The organism is Sneathiella sp. (assembly GCF_029233945.1).
Classification (GTDB): Bacteria; Pseudomonadota; Alphaproteobacteria; order Sneathiellales; family Sneathiellaceae; genus Sneathiella.
In genome coordinates this window covers 179,808-197,884 of record NZ_JARGOQ010000001.1, presented here as the reverse complement: position 1 = coordinate 197,884, position 18,077 = coordinate 179,808, and the positions used below count along the sequence as shown (strand labels likewise).

Annotated in this window: 15 protein-coding genes and 1 tRNA gene; 7 read left to right on the top strand and 9 right to left on the bottom strand. The window is 53.3% G+C overall.

The window, feature by feature from the left end:
• Positions 1-41: 41 nt before the first annotated feature.
• The 5 genes from P1U71_RS00995 to P1U71_RS00975 all read right to left on the bottom strand — a co-directional run bounded on the left by P1U71_RS00995 (position 42) and on the right by P1U71_RS00975 (position 6,545).
• Positions 42-1,268, bottom strand: a complete 1,227-nt coding sequence (locus P1U71_RS00995; protein ID WP_301103676.1) for an MFS transporter — start codon at positions 1,266-1,268, stop codon at positions 42-44.
• Between the two features lie 3 nt (positions 1,269-1,271).
• Positions 1,272-1,781: a nuclear transport factor 2 family protein gene (locus P1U71_RS00990; RefSeq protein ID WP_301103675.1), complete on the bottom strand. Its 510-nt coding sequence runs from the start codon at positions 1,779-1,781 to the stop codon at positions 1,272-1,274.
• A 29-nt stretch (positions 1,782-1,810) separates the two neighbouring features.
• A complete protein-coding gene (locus P1U71_RS00985; RefSeq protein WP_301103674.1) occupies positions 1,811-2,791 on the bottom strand; it encodes a nitronate monooxygenase family protein in 981 nt (326 codons plus the stop codon).
• Between the two features lie 141 nt (positions 2,792-2,932).
• Positions 2,933-4,603 carry an acyl-CoA dehydrogenase family protein gene (locus P1U71_RS00980; RefSeq protein ID WP_301103673.1) on the bottom strand — a complete coding sequence of 557 codons (1,671 nt, stop codon included), beginning with the start codon at positions 4,601-4,603 and terminating at the stop codon, positions 2,933-2,935.
• Positions 4,604-4,658: 55 nt separating this feature from the next.
• A complete protein-coding gene (locus P1U71_RS00975) occupies positions 4,659-6,545 on the bottom strand; it encodes an acyl-CoA synthetase (protein ID WP_301103672.1) in 1,887 nt (628 codons plus the stop codon).
• A gap of 269 nt (positions 6,546-6,814) precedes the next feature.
• Between P1U71_RS00975 and P1U71_RS00970 the strand changes: the two genes are divergently transcribed.
• From P1U71_RS00970 to P1U71_RS00955, 4 genes are all read left to right on the top strand, one after another.
• Positions 6,815-7,873: a carbohydrate kinase family protein gene (locus P1U71_RS00970; RefSeq protein WP_301103671.1), complete on the top strand. Its 1,059-nt coding sequence runs from the start codon at positions 6,815-6,817 to the stop codon at positions 7,871-7,873.
• A gap of 80 nt (positions 7,874-7,953) precedes the next feature.
• Positions 7,954-8,583 carry a FecR family protein gene (locus P1U71_RS00965; protein ID WP_301103670.1) on the top strand — a complete coding sequence of 210 codons (630 nt, stop codon included), beginning with the start codon at positions 7,954-7,956 and terminating at the stop codon, positions 8,581-8,583.
• Positions 8,584-8,755: 172 nt separating this feature from the next.
• Entirely contained in the window at positions 8,756-9,391 is a 636-nt protein-coding gene (locus P1U71_RS00960; protein ID WP_301103669.1) for a FecR family protein, read from the top strand.
• Positions 9,392-9,444: 53 nt separating this feature from the next.
• A complete protein-coding gene (locus P1U71_RS00955) occupies positions 9,445-9,969 on the top strand; it encodes a PAS domain-containing protein (RefSeq protein ID WP_301103668.1) in 525 nt (174 codons plus the stop codon).
• Between the two features lie 16 nt (positions 9,970-9,985).
• Here the strand turns inward: P1U71_RS00955 and P1U71_RS00950 are convergent.
• The 4 genes from P1U71_RS00950 to P1U71_RS00935 form a co-directional block, all read right to left on the bottom strand.
• Positions 9,986-10,060 (bottom strand) — tRNA-Gln (locus tag P1U71_RS00950).
• An 82-nt stretch (positions 10,061-10,142) separates the two neighbouring features.
• Positions 10,143-10,997 (bottom strand): 4-(cytidine 5'-diphospho)-2-C-methyl-D-erythritol kinase, encoded by an 855-nt coding sequence (locus tag P1U71_RS00945; protein WP_301103667.1) that lies wholly within the window; start codon positions 10,995-10,997, stop codon positions 10,143-10,145.
• Positions 10,998-11,011: 14 nt separating this feature from the next.
• Positions 11,012-12,769: a tetratricopeptide repeat protein gene (locus P1U71_RS00940; RefSeq protein WP_301103666.1), complete on the bottom strand. Its 1,758-nt coding sequence runs from the start codon at positions 12,767-12,769 to the stop codon at positions 11,012-11,014.
• Positions 12,770-12,893: 124 nt separating this feature from the next.
• Positions 12,894-14,543 carry an electron transfer flavoprotein-ubiquinone oxidoreductase gene (locus P1U71_RS00935; RefSeq protein ID WP_301103665.1) on the bottom strand — a complete coding sequence of 550 codons (1,650 nt, stop codon included), beginning with the start codon at positions 14,541-14,543 and terminating at the stop codon, positions 12,894-12,896.
• 341 nt (positions 14,544-14,884) lie between these two features.
• Here P1U71_RS00935 and P1U71_RS00930 point away from each other — a divergent pair, with 341 nt between their 5' ends.
• The 3 genes from P1U71_RS00930 (at position 14,885) to moaB (ending at position 18,047) form a co-directional block, all read left to right on the top strand.
• Complete coding sequence (locus P1U71_RS00930) at positions 14,885-15,667, top strand: uracil-DNA glycosylase (RefSeq protein WP_301103664.1); 783 nt, start codon at positions 14,885-14,887, stop codon at positions 15,665-15,667.
• 69 nt (positions 15,668-15,736) lie between these two features.
• Positions 15,737-17,512 carry a lytic transglycosylase domain-containing protein gene (locus P1U71_RS00925; protein WP_301103663.1) on the top strand — a complete coding sequence of 592 codons (1,776 nt, stop codon included), beginning with the start codon at positions 15,737-15,739 and terminating at the stop codon, positions 17,510-17,512.
• On the top strand, positions 17,499-18,047 hold the full coding sequence (gene moaB / locus P1U71_RS00920) for a molybdenum cofactor biosynthesis protein B (RefSeq protein WP_301103662.1): 549 nt from the start codon (positions 17,499-17,501) through the stop codon (positions 18,045-18,047). Before P1U71_RS00925 ends, moaB begins: the two co-directional genes overlap by 14 nt.
• The last annotated feature ends 30 nt before the right edge of the window (positions 18,048-18,077 follow it).

Below are 18,077 nucleotides of genomic sequence, written 5' to 3'. Positions count from 1 at the left end.
TCTTCTCCTTCTTATTGATTAGCTGAAATTATATATGGCGTTCAATTCATTGACGGTTTGGCCACGATAAGCCATAGGCCACTTAAAAAGACGATTACTGCCATCAGACTATAGGCCTGCCAATAATGCGCAAAGTCGCCCACGATAAGGCCAAATATTGTCGGCAGGATAAGCACGCCGGCGAACATGGCGCTCGATCCCAAGGCGGTTGCTTCCGTCCGGTATTGCCCTCCAAAAGCCGCAAAAGCCCCATAGGCTATACCGGTAAAGCCACTCGCGGTGGCCCCGGCCGTGATCGCGACGAGAAGCACCGGCCAGATTGACCAGCTTTCTGATATCTGCCCCGCAGCTACAGCGGTAGCAGCCATGACAAGACCAAGCAGACCAAGCAACCTGATAGAAGAAATATAGCGGTCCGCCAGCCAACCCCAGATCGGGCGGCTGGTGACACCGGCGATTTGATAAAGCGCCAGCACCTGCCCGGCCGCGATCAGATCCAGGTTCGTTCTGCTGGTCAGGTGAAGGGCCATAAAGCCGATAAAGCAAAGCTGAACGCCCGCATATGAAAAACTTGCGAGTGAAAGCAGCCGCATCAAAGCATTATCGCGCAAAAGATATAACGGGCGCCACAGCTCGCCCCGGAACAGTCGATGCGCCGTGTTCCTGTCTCTGTCCCAGCTTTTACGATAAAGCTGAAACGCCAGGATGAGCAGGGCAGCGGGAAGAATCTGCGCCCAGAATGCTATCCGCCAGCCGAAATTAACGGCAAGTGTCGGCAACAATAGCGCCCCAATGACGCCGCCCAAAGGCACTCCGATCTGCCGGATTGAAAACACAAGATTTAATACTTTCGGGTTCGTGCGCGGAATCAGGAGATGTGTCGAGACCGGCGCGGTTGCTCCATACCCAATACCAAGCACAACCGCACAAAGCGCCAGCGCGTTCATGCCGCCTGACCCGGCGATAGAGAGCATGGCCACGACCCCCAACATGACAAATTGCGCAACGCGCACTGCGCCAAACTTCTGGATAAAGTCCGGCGAGAGAAGGGCCGAGAAAATGCCAATGCCGTAAACAGTGGATACGAAAAAACCTATAAGATGCCCATCAACACCAAGGTCTTCGGCAATCTTCGGTGCGAGCGTAGGCGCGGAAAAAGCCGCCATCGTCGCCAAGGTCTGCATGGCAATTGTGAGTATCAGCGGACCATAGGGGATACCGTTTGCCTTACCCTCTACCGACTCGCCGTCGCTACCCGACGCTACCATGTCCTAGCGACCGTCTTTCCAAGACCCTTTCGTGCGGGCAAGATATTCTTTGGTTTCGGGTTGCTCGATGAGCATTCTGCCCCATTTTGCACAGACTTTCGCGAGGCGTTCAGGCTGCACGCCAAGCTGCGCCATGGCGACACCGCCGTTGACGGACTCGCGGTAGTCGGAAATCAGACCATCCCTAAGCTCAAACCTGCTCATACCATCGATCACGACCCTTTTTCCCGAAAATTCCGGCACGGTGGAGGTGAAGCTGGAAAGCGACCAGGCATAGGCCAGATTGCCCTCGCACATGGGATCAAACATTTCCCATCGATAGTCCTCTCCCGCGTCGCGATGGAACATGTCTGACATCATATGCGCGATTTCAGGGCGCCCCTGATGATCCCCATAGACATAGTCGTGATATATACCATCCTCAGTAAAGCAGGCGGCAAATGCTTCCCCGTCGCCAGCTTCAGCGGCGGCGGAGAAGCGCTTGAGCAATTCCTTGAATTCAGCGGTATTCATGCATTGCTCCTTTTTGAACCGACCATCAATCAGGCGGCGTTGACCAGTTTTTCAAGGCGGCTTTTAATGATATCTTCCGCCTCGCTCATGATCCGATCGATAAGTTCCTTACATGTGGGGTTATCATGAATGAGGCCCGCAACCATGCCACAACTCCAGGCGCCGACGCCCACATCGCCATCCTGCATGACCTTCGGATAGACGCCGCCAACCAGATCGACAATATCCTCGATTTTGGTATTCGTGCCCTTTTCCCGCTCGATCTCGAGAACTTTCTCTACGGCATCGTTATTGAGAACACGTTCAGTATTGCGGAGCGGCCGCATGATGAGCTTTGTATCCAGCTCCGTAGCGGCAATAATGGCGTCTTTAACATTCTGATGGACCGGCGCCTCTTTCGTCACCATAAACCGGGTGCCCATATTGATCCCGTCAGCGCCCAGCGCCAATGCCGCCACAAGCTGCTGGGCATTGCCCATGCCGCCCGAGGCCACGAACGGAACGTCCAGTTCTTCCGCTGCACGCGGCAGCAGGATCATGTTCGGAATGTCATCCTCTCCCGGATGTCCCCCACATTCGAAACCATCCACACTGACCGCATCACAGCCAATCTTCTGTGCCTTCAGGGAGTGACGAACGGAGGTGCATTTATGAATGACTTTAATACCGGCATCCTTCAACGCAGGCATATAAGCTTCCGGGCTGCGACCTGCGGTTTCAACAATCTTCACACCGCCTTTGACAATCGCCTCAATATATTCAGGGTAGGGCGGCGCTGTAAAGCTTGGCAGGAACGTCAAGTTTACGCCAAAAGGTTTGTCCGTCATGTCATTACAACGCGCAATTTCGTTTGCAAGATCTGCCGGTGTCTTTTGGGTCAGCCCCGTAATAATGCCAAGCCCTCCCGCATTTGATACGGCCGCCGCGAGTTCCGCGAAGCCCACATAATGCATTCCTCCCTGGATGATCGGATGCTCGATACCAAAGAGTTCGGTTATTCTTGTTTTCATGGATGACTCCAGTTGATTGTTATTTTTATTCTTTATAGGAAGCGATTTCTTATACTGCAACAACCTGCCGCAAGAGGCTACCCTTATGGCCAGTAATTTAGCGGTCCTTCCACCCAATTAGCAATCATCAATTGCCATAAATCACATTACAGCGCCGGCCCGAATGAGGATTTCATTAAAATCCGTATCATCCGGTAAAGTTCCATAGGCTCCGGACCAATAGTCGCCAAGGCGGGAGGCGCAAAAGGCATCCGATACCGCCGAGGGTGCATGCTGGACTAGAAGTGCACCCTGCCAGGCAAGCGCCATCATCTCTGTGACGCGCCGGGCGCGGCTTTCAAAATTGCCGGTTTCCGAAACCTCAGCTTTCAGGCGTGCCGTATGACTATCGAGCAGGCGATTACCGCCCTTCGCCTGTTCAATTTCCGCAAAAAAAGCAGGCAACGCACTTGCATCCTTATAAAGCGCCCGGAGCACATCAAGGCAGATCACATTGCCCGACCCCTCCCAGATACTGTTGACCGGCGCTTCGCGATAAAGCCGCGGCAAGATGCTTTCCTCTATATATCCGGGACCACCATGACATTCCATTGCCTCGTAGACATGGCCCGGTGTCCGTTTGCAGACCCAGTATTTCCCGACTGCTGTGCCGATACGGGCGAGCGCCGCTTCCGCCGGGTCTGTCTCCCCCTCCCCTATGGCGCGGCCAAGACGCAAGAAAAGAGCCGTCGCCGCCTCTGACTCCAGCGCAAGGTCTGCCAGCACATTTTGCATCAAGGGTTGCTGGATCAGCTTCTTCTGAAAGGCGGAACGATAACTTGCATGATGAATTGCCTGCGTCAGTGCCTGTCGCATCAAGGCGGCCGAGCCAACCGCGCAATAATATCGGGTTCCCTGCACCATCTCAATGATAGTACGGACACCACGCCCCTCCTCACCCAGCATCAAGCCCCAGGCATCAACAAGCTCCATCTCGCTCGATGCATTGGATTTATTGCCGAGCTTGTCTTTAAGTCGCTGGATATAAAGGCCGTTTCGCGTACAATCGGGACGCCACCTCGGCAACAAGAAACAGCTTAGACCATTCTCCGTATAGGCAAGGGAGAGAAAAGCATCCGACATTGGGGCGGAACAGAAAAATTTATGACCGGACAAAATATAGGGCGCGCCGGGACCAGTGGCGGATCCTTCGGGCCGCGCTTTCGTCGAATTTGCGCGCACATCGGAGCCGCCCTGCTTCTCCGTCATGAACATGCCCATGGTGATGCTTTTCTTCTCATTCGCGGGAATATCGCGCGAGTCATATTCCGTCGCCAATAGGCGGGGAATCCATTCCTTCGCAATTTCCGGCGTAGCCTTAAGGGCGGGCACGACCGCGTAACTCATCGCCATTGGACACAGAACGCCACCTTCGATCTGATTGAGAAGATAGGAGAGCGCCCCATGGGCCACATGATTGCCGCCTTGCGGATTATTCCAGGCGAAGCTTGGCACATCATGGGCAATCGCCAGGCCCATCAGGTTGTGGTAGGCGGGATGAAAGGTCACCTGATTGATTCGCATGCCATTCCGGTCAAAGGCCTTCATCTCGGGCGGATACCGGTTGGCCTGGTTGGCCCATTCGAGTGTTTCTTCCGAGCCTGCTTTCATAGCAAAATCGATGACCTGCCGCTCCGCCCATCCGGCCCCTTCCCGAAGCAAGCCTTCCTGCAACGGCAGATCCTTGCCGTACAGGTCCTGATCCCCGAGCATGGGCGGCACATTGGTCACCTCATGGGTGGGCAAGTTGGAAATCGGGCTTCGGATAGTCATAACGAAGTTCCTTTCTTAAGAAAGCCAGATGGTCCTCATTATATGGGGCAGGGCATCACTCCCTCCAAACCACTTCATGACGGAGCGTATAGGGCCCCAGTTTCTCCGCTATCTGGCCGCCAAGAGTTGCCTTGTCACCACCGGTTACAGTGATCGTCGCCACACTGCCATGCACAGGATGGTTATCGACATTGACCGCGATTGAAGCACCGTTCGCGTTAAATGGCTCCAATTCAGCCGAGAACACCTTCACGGCTGCATCATGGCGCAATGTCGGCTTGAATATCTTCCCGACCCCGGTAAGCGGCATTTCCTCAATTATCGTGAGATCGGCAGGATTGGCCGCGCGCTCCGGAATTCTCTCCCGGGCAAAATCCTTCAGCTCATCCGGCGTTACCTTCGCATCCGGTTTCAATTGAACATAGGCCACGGGAATCTCGCCAGCATAGCTATCCGGTCTGCCAACCGCTGCGGCAAGCTCAACGGCGGGATGCTCGTGCAGTGCCTCCTCGATGATGGACGGATCGATATTATGACCACTTCGGATGATAATATCCTTCGCACGTCCGGTGAGCCAGATATAGCCCTCCGCATCAATACGCCCAAGATCACCGGAGCGGAGCCAGCCGTCCGCTGTAAAGGCCGTCGCGTTATAGTCCGACTGGACATAGCCTGGCGTTACACAAATGCCCTTCATGATTATCTCACCGATTTCCTCCGGGTCGGCAAACCGGGTGATGTTCCCGCCCTCATCGATATGAGCAGCCTCAACCTCGACGAAGGGGAACCGCAAGCCCACTGAGCCAAACCGCGCCTCACCACCTTGCGGCTGCATTGTGGTAAAGCAGGTCACCTCCGTCATGCCATATCCTTCAAGCATTGGCACGCCGGAAAGATCGCTAATCGCTTTCAGCACCTCAACCGGGGCCGCGGATCCACCGGTCAGGCCCGCCCGAAGTGTACTGATATCCGCGTCGCCGATCGGAACGTTTAACAATGCGGACATCATCGTCGGCACACCGCCAAGAACCGTGATGCCGTATTTTTCGACGAGACGCCAGTAATTGCCAATAATTAGCGGATCACGAAATCCAAGAGGACTACTAATCACCAATGTCGCGCCGTTTATCATGGGCACCAAACCAACAACAATTGACCCGCTGATATGAAACATGGGAAGTCCGGCCAGCAGGCAATCCGCCTCCGAATAGCCAAGACCAAAACCGCTCATCGCGATCTGGGAGAGCTGCATCCTGTTTGTATGAGGCGCGAGTTTTGGAACGCCGGTTGTACCGCCTGTATGATAATAACCGATAACATCATCCGGCGCCTCATTTCGGGGGCCGTTAATGGCGCTGGCATCCTGCTTCGCGATCATTTCGTCCAAGGGAAAGATTTTCTCTCCATCGCATTCAGCGCCGCCGCCAAGGACATAGACCGCCTTCAGGTTGGGCATTCTCTCAATGACATAGGCGGCCTTTTCCCAGAGTTCCGGGCTCAAGGCCTGCCCCGTCGCGATTAGAATGGTGGCGTTTGCTGCCTCCGCTATACCAAGGATATGCTCGGGCTCCAGCAGCGGATTCACGGCATTCACCGTTCCAACAGCCTCCGCACCAAGCATGGTGAAATAAGCTTGCGGACAGAGCGGAATGAGATAGGTGACCGTTTCCCCTTTTGCGAGCCCTGCAGAGAGAAACAGATTGGCAGTCTGATTGACCCTGGCGAGTAATTCACGGTAGGTAATTACCTTGCCATCGCCCATCGGATCCCCGGGCGGCAACGCGATCAGAGCCGGTTTTTCGGCATATTGTTCGACCGCCGCGCAGAAAACATCATACACATTCTGAAACGGCACCCATTTCTCAATAGGCGTTTTCTCAAACTCTTCAACATCCGCGAGGCTGGCAAACGGCAAATTGAACTTGTTGATGGTTTCCACCATTCTTCTTCTCCCATAATCACCTGTTAGTTTTATTCTTGCGAGGACGTTGAGCCATCCTTCTTTTAATCTTCATGATGCCAGATACAAGGCAAGATACAATCAAAAATTACTGCCCATGCACCCAAGCCTGTGCAATATGCGGGGTCAGGATTTATCCTCGCCCGCAGCACCGAAAGGTGTCTTATTGATCAAAACAGGCTACATTGGCAGGGCGCCCTTCACAATAGCCGCTACTTTGCGGAAAAATGGCAAGGCCTAGAGCAAGTAGTATGAAAACATTCTCTCAGTTGAACGCATTGACGGTCGGTTCGGCAACCATCGATGTCATCGCCTCTGTTGATGACCAGGATATCGAACGGATGACCATGCATAACGCTACGTCGTCTTTTCTCTTGCTTGAGGAGGGGCGAAAGATAGATGTGAGTTCCATTAAATCTTCCGTTGGCGGTGGTGGGACTAATTCTGCCGTCGCTCTGGCCCGGCTTGGGTGCCAGACAACCTCTCTCCTGCGCGTGGGAAAAGATCTTGAAGGAGAGAAAATCAGGGACATACTGACCTCGGAAAAGATCAATACTGATCTGATGATAGAAGATGGCGCTTTGCCTACGGGTCAGGCGATCATGGTTATGTCGCATGTTCGAAATCCTACCATCTTCACAAACCGCGGTGCCAACATTGCCTTCTGCGAGGATGAAATTGGCCCGGAGCTCTTTCAGAATCACGACCTTGTTTATATCGCCAGCCTGTCCGGCAACTCCGCCGCGTGCCTGACAAAAATTGCCCGCCTCGCAAAAGAAGCGGGCGCCTTTGTCGCCACAAACCCCGGCATCCGCCAGATTACATACTGGTCCGGCGATATTATTGAGGCGCTCTCCCATGTCGATCTGCTCTCTATCAATGCGGTGGAGGCGGAACAACTCGCGCTCACCCTGTTGCCAAAGGGACAGCCGATGGCAGACAAAAAACCAACCGGAAAGGAACCCATCCTGCTCGAAAAAGGCTTGGGAGGACGCACGTTTGAGAGTTTTGTTCGGGAAGTGTGCAGGATCGGGCCAAGAATTGTCCTTGTAACCAACGGTGCAGAGGGAGCTTACGCGGGAACACCGAACGGCATTCGCTTTCATCCAGCAGGTAAATCCGAGGTCAGCAATACAGCGGGCGCCGGCGATGCCTTTGCCACAACGTTCTCTGCTTATGCCGCAATTGATGCTGATTTAGACCTCTGCCTTAAGGCGGCGACGGCAAACGCCCTCTCTGTTATCGCGGCACCAGATACGCAAAGTGGATTGCTCAGGAAAGCCGAGATAGATGCTGCCATTTGTGCCTGATCTCACAAATGACTGTGAATTGCATGGTAGCTTTTTGTTTCTTGATTTACATTTAAGCCGAACAAAAGGACGTCATCCCCATGCTCAAACACCTGTTAGCTATCTGTATTTTGGTTGCCTGCGCGGCTTTCACGCTTTCTCCCGCCTTGGCTGAGGATGACGACGTCGCAACAGTTTCACGGCTTAGAAACGCCGCTGCCGTCATTCGGCAAGGACAACAGATAAATATTCAAGTCGGCCATAAGCTGAGGAAGTTTGATGAAATAAAATCGGGAGAAAACGCCCGGGTTGAAATTATTTTCAATGATGGCACAAAGCTGAATATTGGCGCAGATTGCCATATTATTATCGACGAATTTCTGTTCGACCCCGATGAAAATATCGGCATCGCAATCCTGCGGGCGTTGCAAGGGCCTTTTCGCTTCATTACGGGACGTATCGGAAAAGTCTTGCAGCCGCAGGTCGTCGTTCAGAGTCCTTTTGGCATCGTCGGCGTTCGCGGCACGGATTTCTGGGCTGGCCCGTCACGGGGCGTATACGGCGTCCTCTTACTGGATGGGTCGATCTCGGTCACCAATCCGTTGGGCCAACGCATCCTCACAACCCCGGGGACCGGCGTCAATCTGACAGGCAATAGCGCACCGCCTGGGGAGGTAACGGTATGGGGTGCCGGGCGCGCACAAGAGGCTCTGGCTGATGTTGCTTTTTAGCTAGCCGCCGCCAAAGAATCCTTTATTTCCAACCTCTCACAACATAAAATTTCGGGGTGAGGTGATCTTTTCGCACAGTCGCATCGTAAAAACATCACTGGGGCGGTCTATCGCATTTAAAACGCGATCAGAAAACACTCATGGCCCAATATACAAGATGTAGGAGAGCGGTATGTTCAAGAATCTGGTTGTGGTATTGTCTTTGGCGGCGGGGCTTGTCTTTGCATTCGCGGAGAACGGCATTGCCGCCAATCCTGACGTCGGCACGGTCACCCGCCTTCAAAGCGATGCGAAGATAATCAGAGAGGGCCAGACAATTCCCATGGAAGTCGGGTCAGTGATACGGGAAAGCGACGAAATCAATTCGGAAAACATGGCCCGCATTGAAATTACCTTCACGGACGGGACAACGCTGCTTATCGGTGAGAACGCCCGCATAGAAATTGACGAATATTTATACGATCCTGGCAACAATATCGGAACGGCAATTATCAGCGCTCTCCAAGGCCCGTTTCGGTTTATCACCGGAAAAATCGGCCAGTTGAAAGACAAACGCGTCGAAATAAAAAGCAGCGCCGGAACTATTGGCGTGCGCGGGACTGATTTTTGGGGTGGACCATCACAGGGAACTTATGGTGTATTCCTGTTTGAGGGGGTAATTGTTATCTTCAACGCCGAAGGCGGACGGATAGTAAGCACCCCGGGAACCGGTGTAGATCTCGACGGCATTGATAAAGTGCCGGGAGAGGTTACCGTTTGGGGCGCTTCACGTGCCCAGGCTGCACTTGCAACTGTGACTTTTAGGTAGGGGAGCATTTCCCCTTTGAGCGCGAGATGGACCGACGAGAGACAGACCTACCGATGTCTTCCGAAACCCTTGTGGAAATACGGGATTATTGGCTGGAACTGAAGAAGAACAGGTTGATGCCTTTGAAGCAGGAATTCAACCCGGCGGCCATAGCGCGCCATTTACCCTATGTCCTGCTCGCCGATGTCGTTCAGGATCCGCTGCGGTTTCGATATCGCCTTTTGGGGACCAGGATCACGGAACTCGCGGGGCGAGACGCAACCGGCAAATGGCTGGATGAAGACCTCTACGGCGACAAGACAGATGATATTCTGTGGTTGTTCAGGAACTGCGCATCAACCAAGCAGCCCATTGCGGTCCGGGAACAGATTCAATTTGTTGATAGATCTTGGGTAACTGTCGACGTGGTCGCTTTTCCACTCGGAGACACAGATGGAAATATGACCGTGATATTGAGTGCGGTCGATTTGACGCATATGGATGCGAGCCTCCCCTCGCCCGGAACGACTTTTATTCTCGACTGGCAAGCAACCGAAGCAACGTCTCACGCTTCCCCAGACACACAATCCGTGCCCTAAGGCTCCGCGAAGGGATTGGCTGGGGTGGCAGGATTCGAACCTGCGCGTGACGGGATCAAAACCCGCTGCCTTACCGCTTGGCTACACCCCAATGAGGAGCCTCTTTCTATCCAAAGGGCTGACTAACCTCAAGCCAAATTTTGAAAAAATGGGGAAAAGGTCAAATCCTGGAACTATGGTCCCACAGCCGCCGCCTTCACCCACCACTCGGGACGATGCGCTTGTATGTCACGTGCCGCCGCCATTGCGGCTTCCTCTTCTTCGAATAATCCGAAGCAGGTTGCGCCACTTCCGCTCATTCGAGCGAGTTGGCAATGTTTCTGCTTCCTGATCATCGAAAGAATAGAGCCAATTACAGGCGCGATTTCCAATGCGGGGGCCTCCAGATCGTTTCGCATCGAGGTGAGGTCGGTGAATAATTGCCGCGCTGTTAGCTCATTAAGATCAACTGGGGAGAATATTTCCTTCTGGGTTTTCAGCCGACTGAACACATCCCGCGTCGCAACCGAAATTCTCGAATTAACCAGTAAAATATAAAATTTCGGGAATTTTTGGAGTCCGGAAACCTGCCCCCCAATGCCCGACATAATTGCCGGTCTTCCATAAAGGCAGACAGGAACATCCGCGCCGAGGGTTAGCCCAAGCTGGCTCAGGCGTTCATCAGAAAAGTCTATGTTCCACAATGTATTAAGGATTTTTAAAGTAGCGGCCGCGTCGGCAGAACCGCCACCGATCCCGGCAGCAACAGGTAAGTTCTTCTCCAGGATCATATGTGCGCCTGCATCAGCTCCGCTTTCGGATTTCAATAAATGCGCGGCCTTCAGGACAAGGTTTTCTTCGGTACTACCTATTGAATGAGCAAAGTGGCCCGTCACTTCAAGCGTAAGATCCTTGCTCCTTTTTACGGTTATTCTGTCCCCCCAATCAGGGAAGACCACAAGGCTTTCGAGCAGGTGATAGCCGTCATCCCGTTTACCCGTGACATGCAGGAAAAGATTAACCTTGGATCGGGCAGCGGTGGTAATCATAGCGGCCCACCAGTCTATTTCTGAGCCTTGATATCATCCTTAAGGCCGGATTTCAGCTTTTCCCTGATGATTGGAATCTGATCTTCCGCCGGATCAAGCCAAAGCGCCCGCTGCCACTGATAGCGCGCCTCTTCTCGGCGACCAACGCGCCAATAAGCATCGGCCAAGTGATCTGTAATCGTTGGGTCCGCCGCCTCCAGCGAGACGGCTTTTTCCAGTTGAACAACCGCATCATCAAACTCGCCGAGCCGGTAATAGAGCCACCCTAGGCTATCGATGATAAAACCATCCCGTGGCCGGAGGGAGACCGCCTTGATCAGCATATCCTTGGCCTGCTCCAGATTTTCATTCTGGTCCACCCAGGAATACGCAAGATAGTTGAGAACCTGCGGATGATCAGGCCGAAGCTCCAGCGATTTCAAAAGATCGGCTTCCGCGAGCGACCACTGCTCGGACTGCTCATAAGCAATTCCGCGTGCATAGAAGAGCGACCAATGCCGTTCCTGAAGTTCGGGAAGCCGTTCAATGGCACGACCGTAGTTGCGCGCCGCCTCTTCCCAGTCTTTTGAATCCCGGCTGACATCCGCAAGAACGACCAGCGCCTCAATATCTTCCGGATAGCTGGTGGCAACTGTCTCAAGCCGATCCTTCGCCTCTGCCGTGCGGCCAAGCCGATAGGCAACCCAAGCAGTTCGGATCTGGGCATTCTTTCCATAGGCGGAATTGGGACTGATCTCGCTGTAAAGATCAAACGCCTCCTGCCATTTATTACGATCCTCGGCGGTTTCCGCGAGCAGCATCCGCCCCATCGGGAAATCCGGCTTTAATTGAAGGGCGAAGTAGATATATGTCGCTGCAACACCGACAGCCCGCTCCTGTCCAATAATGGATGCCGCGCTGTAAAGCGCTTCCGCCGCGCCTTCAATCGGGTCTTTTGCGATCGGTGTGATCGGACGACCGGCATCCAGTTCCGCGAGTTCGAGCTGGATTGTCGGGCTCAAGGGATATTTTTCGATATAGTCGTTAAAAAGCTTCTGGACGTCATTCCGCCGCCCCGTACGGTCGAGATAGGACCCATACGACTGCACCAAACGAACGGCGCGGCCCGATGGCCCAGCAAGCGCCACTTCATAGTTTTGATCGGCCAGTTTCTGGTCGCCAGAGACATCGCTTAGCAACGCCGCCTGATACTGCTTGAGTGCCTCAAAACCGTTATATTTGTCGAGAGCATTGAGTTCAGCGAGCGCCCCGTCGATATCTCCCTGCCCCAACTTTATCCAAGACATAAGCAAAGGCTTCAACAGAACGTTGAAACCATTCTCGGCCGTTTTTTCAAGATTACTTCGGGCCTGGGTATAGTTCTTCTGGCTAAGCGCATTGATGGCCATGACAAGATAGGCTGTTGAACTATCGTCATCCAGCTCAATTACCTTCGGCGCCAGTGAGATAGCCCGCTTTATATCTCCCTTGGAAAGCGCGGCCTGCAACGCGATATTCAGGAGAATTCCGTCATCGCCGCGCTCACTCAACGCATCTTCGAAATATTCGAGGGCAGCGGTAGAGTCTTGCTCACGAAGGGCTTCACGGCCCGCCAGATATTCGCCAAAATATGACGAGGGGAATATCTCTGCTGTGCCGCCAGCGTCCTGAAAAGAATTGGGCAGGGATTGGCGCTCGCTTGATGCACTGCTCGCCGCGCAGGCCCCCAGCGCCGCCATCAGAATAAAACCGCCGACACCCAGTTTGAACTTGTTCACGCCTACGCCCGTCATTTCAGTTAACTTACCTTTAGGTTTTCGATCCGGCGTAAGGCCCGCCGGGAAAGCAACATTCCCATAGTATGTAGGGCGTCTCCGAACAGCATGAAACAAATTTCCAAAAATCCAGGCTAATTTTTTACATATTGGGATAGTTTGGCCCGCCGCCGCCTTCAGGAACGACCCAGTTGATATTCTGCGTCGGATCCTTGATATCACAGGTTTTGCAATGAACGCAGTTCTGCGCGTTTATCTGAAGCCGTGGATTGGACCCATCATCGTCCGTCAGGAATTCATACACACCCGCAGGGCAAAAGCGCTGTTCCGGCCCGGCATATTCCGCATAATTTACCGAAACCGGGACACCATCATCCTTCAATGTAAGATGGATCGGCTGATCTTCCTCATGGTTGGTATTAGAGAGGAATACCGATGACGGTTTATCAAATGTATATACGCCATCATATTTCGGATAGTCGATCTTCTCGCAATCCTTCGCCTTTTTCAGCGCCGAATGATCATCATGATGCTTGAACGTCCACGGTGTTTTTCCGCCCAGGATTTTGAGGTCCAGGCCCGTATAGAGCGTTCCGGCAAGCAGCCCCCATTTAAACGCGGGACGGCTGTTGCGGACGCGGTATAACTCATCATGCACCCATGAATCCTTATAAAGCGCCGGGTAGGTATCCAGTACCTTGGCGGGCGCTTCCGCATTCAGCTTCATTTCTGCGACAATGGCTTCCGCAGCCATCATGCCCGATTTCATGGCGGTATGGGAGCCCTTGATTTTCGGCACATTCAGGAAACCGGCAGTACAGCCAATCAATGCGCCACCCGGGAAGACGAGTTCCGGCACCGACTGGAAGCCGCCTTCGTTAATCGCCCGCGCGCCGTATGAAATTCGCTTTCCGCCCTTCAGCATTTCCTTCATCATCGGATGGGTCTTGAACTTCTGAAATTCATCGTATGGCGACAAATAAGGGTTTTCGTAATCAAGCGCGACAACATAGCCAACATAGGCCTGATTGTTTTCCAGATGATAAACGAAGGAACCGCCATAAGTGTTACGGTCAAGCGGCCAGCCAAAGCTGTGGAAAATCTGGCCTTCCTTATGCTGCTCCGGGTCCAGTTCCCACAGCTCCTTGATCCCGATGCCAAAGGTCTGCGGATCACAGTTTTCACGCAGGTTGAATTTTTCGAACAGAGTTTTGGTCAAAGAACCGCGCACACCCTCCGCGAAGAGCGTGTATTTGGCATGTAGTTCCATGCCCGGCTCGTAGGAGCCCTTGTTCTCCCCGTCGCGCCCAACGCCCATGTCGCCGGTTGCGACGCCTTTAACACTCCCGTCGTCGTGATAGAGCACTTCTGCGGCGGCAAAGCCCGGATAAACCTCAACTTCCATTGCTTCGGCCTGCTCCGCAAGCCAGCGGCAGAAATTGCCAAGGCTGATGATATAGTTGCCATGGTTATGCAGCTGTTTTGGTAGTAGGAAGTTCGGGAACCGAAGCTCACTCGACTCGGTCATGAAGAAGAATTTCTCAGACTTGACCGGTGTGTTAAGCGGGGCTCCCTTTTCCTTCCAGTCCGGAATCAACTCATCCAGCGCCCGGGTTTCAAACACATTCCCCGAAAGGATATGAGCCCCAATCTCGGAGCCTTTCTCAAGAACGCACACCGATATGTCAATGCCAGCCTCGGCACTAAGTTGGCGCAGCTTTATTGCCGCCGACAACCCGGCAGGACCACCACCGACAATAACAACATCAAACTCCATAGATTCGCGTTCCATCAAATGCCTCTTCTTATATTTCCGACTGATTGACAGCCGTTACCTACCATTGAACCGGTGCCTTTGGCAAAGGTGATCCGGCAACCCCAATCCTGCTGATTTACCCTCGACACTATATTTTTTTTAATTCGCGTCAATCCCGATTGCTACGGATTACGGCAGTTTCCTGCCATTTGGATGGTGTTGCCCGGATAATACTCCCCCAAATCCGCGGGTGATCCGGAATACGGCGCGCATATGATTCATCAGGCGTTTTCATTCCGCGATAAAATTCTTTCACCGCCCATCTTCTCTAACCGGAAAAAGGGCTGCTATGATATGGCATGCAATCGGAAACTGACATGGCGGCACTGCTTCGCTTCTATCTTGACGCGGGAGTAACAGAGACTATCGGCGAAGAGCCGGTTAATCGCTATCAGCTTCCTAAACAGCAATCAGCGTCACCCACCGCAGCGCCTTCCCAGGCAGCCCTCATCACCAAACCAATCCGGCAGAATTCGGCCGCACCGAATACGTCCGTTCCGTCCCTCGCGGAAGGAATACGCGCGGCACAGGAGATTGCTGCAGCCTGCGAGACCATCGACGCGCTGCGCGCCGCCCTTGAGAAATTCGAGCATTGCGCCCTTAAAAAACTAGCGAGCCATACAGTCTTTGCCGAGGGCAGCCCAGCTGCGAAACTCATGATCATCGACCGGCAACCCTCCAGTGATGAGGATCGGAGCGGCCTGCCCTTCTCCGGCACTGCCGGGCAATTACTTGATAGGATGCTGGCAGCTATCGGCCTTGAACGCAGTGACGTCTATCTTGCAAGTGCGATTCCTTGGCGGCCTCCGGGTGGGAGGGCTCCGACGGAAGAAGAGCGCGCCTTGTGTCTGCCCTTCGCCCTTCGCCATATAGAGCTGGCTAATCCCGATTTTATCCTGGCCTGTGGGGAAGCGGCGGGATACCTGCTGGATAAGAAGACGGGCATCAACAGGCTCAGGGGGGTGTGGAATGATTTGCAAATTAGTGAAGTTCACGCAAGAATACTGCCGATTTTTCATCCGGCCTTTCTGATTGACCAACCAGGATCTAAAAAGCTTGCCTGGGCGGACCTGCTCAGCCTGAAGGCAGAAATGGAATAACAACGATAACCTTTTCCTAACGGGTTGAACTTACCCTGTAGGTCGCATTTTATTTTTATTGTCTGGTCTATGAAGAATATCCCCAGATTGATCGCCTCGATGGCGCTGTTGATTTCCGCCGTCGTTTTGACGGGCTCGCCTGCTATGGCACGCGACGTTCCCTCTGTTCTCTCGCTTGCGGATGCGGAAGGATATCGCGAAATATTTGCGTTGCAGGAACAGGGCCACTGGAAGAAAGCGGACAAACTCATAAAGGGCCTCTCAGACAATATTCTTCTCGGTCATGTCAGGTTTCAGCGCTATATGCACCCGACAAAGTACCGGGCAAGCTATGAGGAACTTCATCTTTGGATGAAGGCCTATTACGACCATCCGGGTGCGCACCGTCTTTACAAGCTGGCTAAGAGCCGTCGGATTAAAGGATGGAAACCCTTGTCCAAGCCCTTGAATGGACGTTATCTGGGCGGGACCGGCCCCGGCCAGCCTGTCTTCCTCTCCCGCTCCTACAAAAGTAGCCGCAAAAGATCGGCCCAAACGCGCAATGATGTCGCTCATGCGAAACGCGTAGTCAACCGGTACCTTTACCGGGATCAGCCAACCAATGCAGTGAAATATCTCCGGCAGAAAAAGATCAGGAAGCTGCTCGATCAGGTGGAACTCGACCAGCTTCGGGAAAAGATCGCGAAAAGCTATTTCCTCTATGCTCGCGATGAACAGGCGATTGAATTTGCCGAGGCGGCACTCAAAAATTCCCGCAAATATGTTCCGCTTGCCGATTGGACCGCCGGGCTTGCCGCCTGGCGTATGGGCCGTATTGACAAGGCCGCGGAACATTTTGCGGCATTGGCGGACGTCAGCCGAATTTCAGACTGGAACTACACCGCCGCTAATTGGTGGGCATCGCGCGCCTATCTGAAACTTGGCGAGCCTGAAAAGGCATATCTTTTTCTTGAACGAACGGCGAGCCAGCCGCGCACATTTTACGGACTGCTTGCGCTGCGCCAGCTTGGTGTCGAGAAACCTTTCAGTTGGAACCTGCCACGGCTAAATTCAGAGCAAATCGCGTGGCTGCTTAAAATCCCGTCAGCCAAACGCGCGGTCGCTTTAAGTGAAATAGGGCTATATGACCTAGCCGCACAGGAGTTACGCGCTGCCTTTCCAAGCGCGAATGACAAGCTTGCTCCACTGCTGCTGGCCCTATCGGAGCAAATCGGAGCACCCTCCGTCGCCATGCGCATTGGCCTCTATCTTTGGGAAAATAAAGATGAAGCCTGGGACGCTGCAATCTACCCAATGCCGAAATGGCACCCGAAGAACGGCTTCAAGGTGGATCGTGCGCTGCTCTACGCCTTTATGCGGCAGGAATCCGGATTTTATTCTTTGGCGCGAAGCGGCGCCGGCGCAAAAGGCCTGATGCAGATCATGCCATCCACGGCGAGCTATCTTTCCGGCGACAGGTCACTTCGCAACAGGAATAACAAAAAGCTTTTCGATCCGGCCTATAATCTTGAGCTTGGCCAGAAATATCTGACCTATCTGATGAAATATAAAGATGTCGACACCAATCTCTTCAACCTGACTGCAGCCTATAACGGAGGGCCCGGAAATCTGAAAAAATGGAAGTCGGAAACCAAATATAATGATGACCCGCTTTTCTTTATTGAGGCGATGCCAAGCAAGGAAACCCGGAATTTCATAAAAAGGGTTTTGACAAATTTCTGGATTTACAGGCATCGTATGGGTCAGGACCTGCCTGCGCTTGATCAAATGGCGCGGGGTGAATGGCCCGAGTATCAACAATTGGATCACTGGGAAAACGAGATCGCGGACAATGCCCGGAATTGACACATCCCGCCCCTTTATCTCGGTACGGATCGCCGTCCTTACCGTATCGGACAGTCGCGGCCTGGCGGAAGACACGTCAGGTAAAACTCTCGTTGATCGGCTGGAGGCCGCCGGTCACACCCTCGCCGACAGGAAGATCGTCCATGACGAGATTGACGATATCCAGAATGCCGTCACTCACTGGATTGAAGATGACAATATCGATGTCGTTATCTCGACCGGAGGTACAGGTATGACAGGACGAGACGTAACCCCGGAGGCTTTCGATGCACTGTATGAAAAAGAGATCCCCGGCTTTGGAGAGCTCTTTCGCATGCTGAGCTATCAGAAAATCGGCACCTCAACCATTCAGTCCCGGGCAAGCGCCGGGGTCGCGCGCGGCACCTATCTGTTTGCGCTTCCCGGCTCGACCGGCGCGGTGAAGGATGCATGGGACGATATCCTTATTCATCAACTCGACTATCGATTTATGCCCTGTAATTTTGTCGAGCTGTTTGATCGGCTGCAGGAGCATGAAAAGCGATCGAAAAGCTGAACCGATTGATCTGAAATCACAAATTTCCGC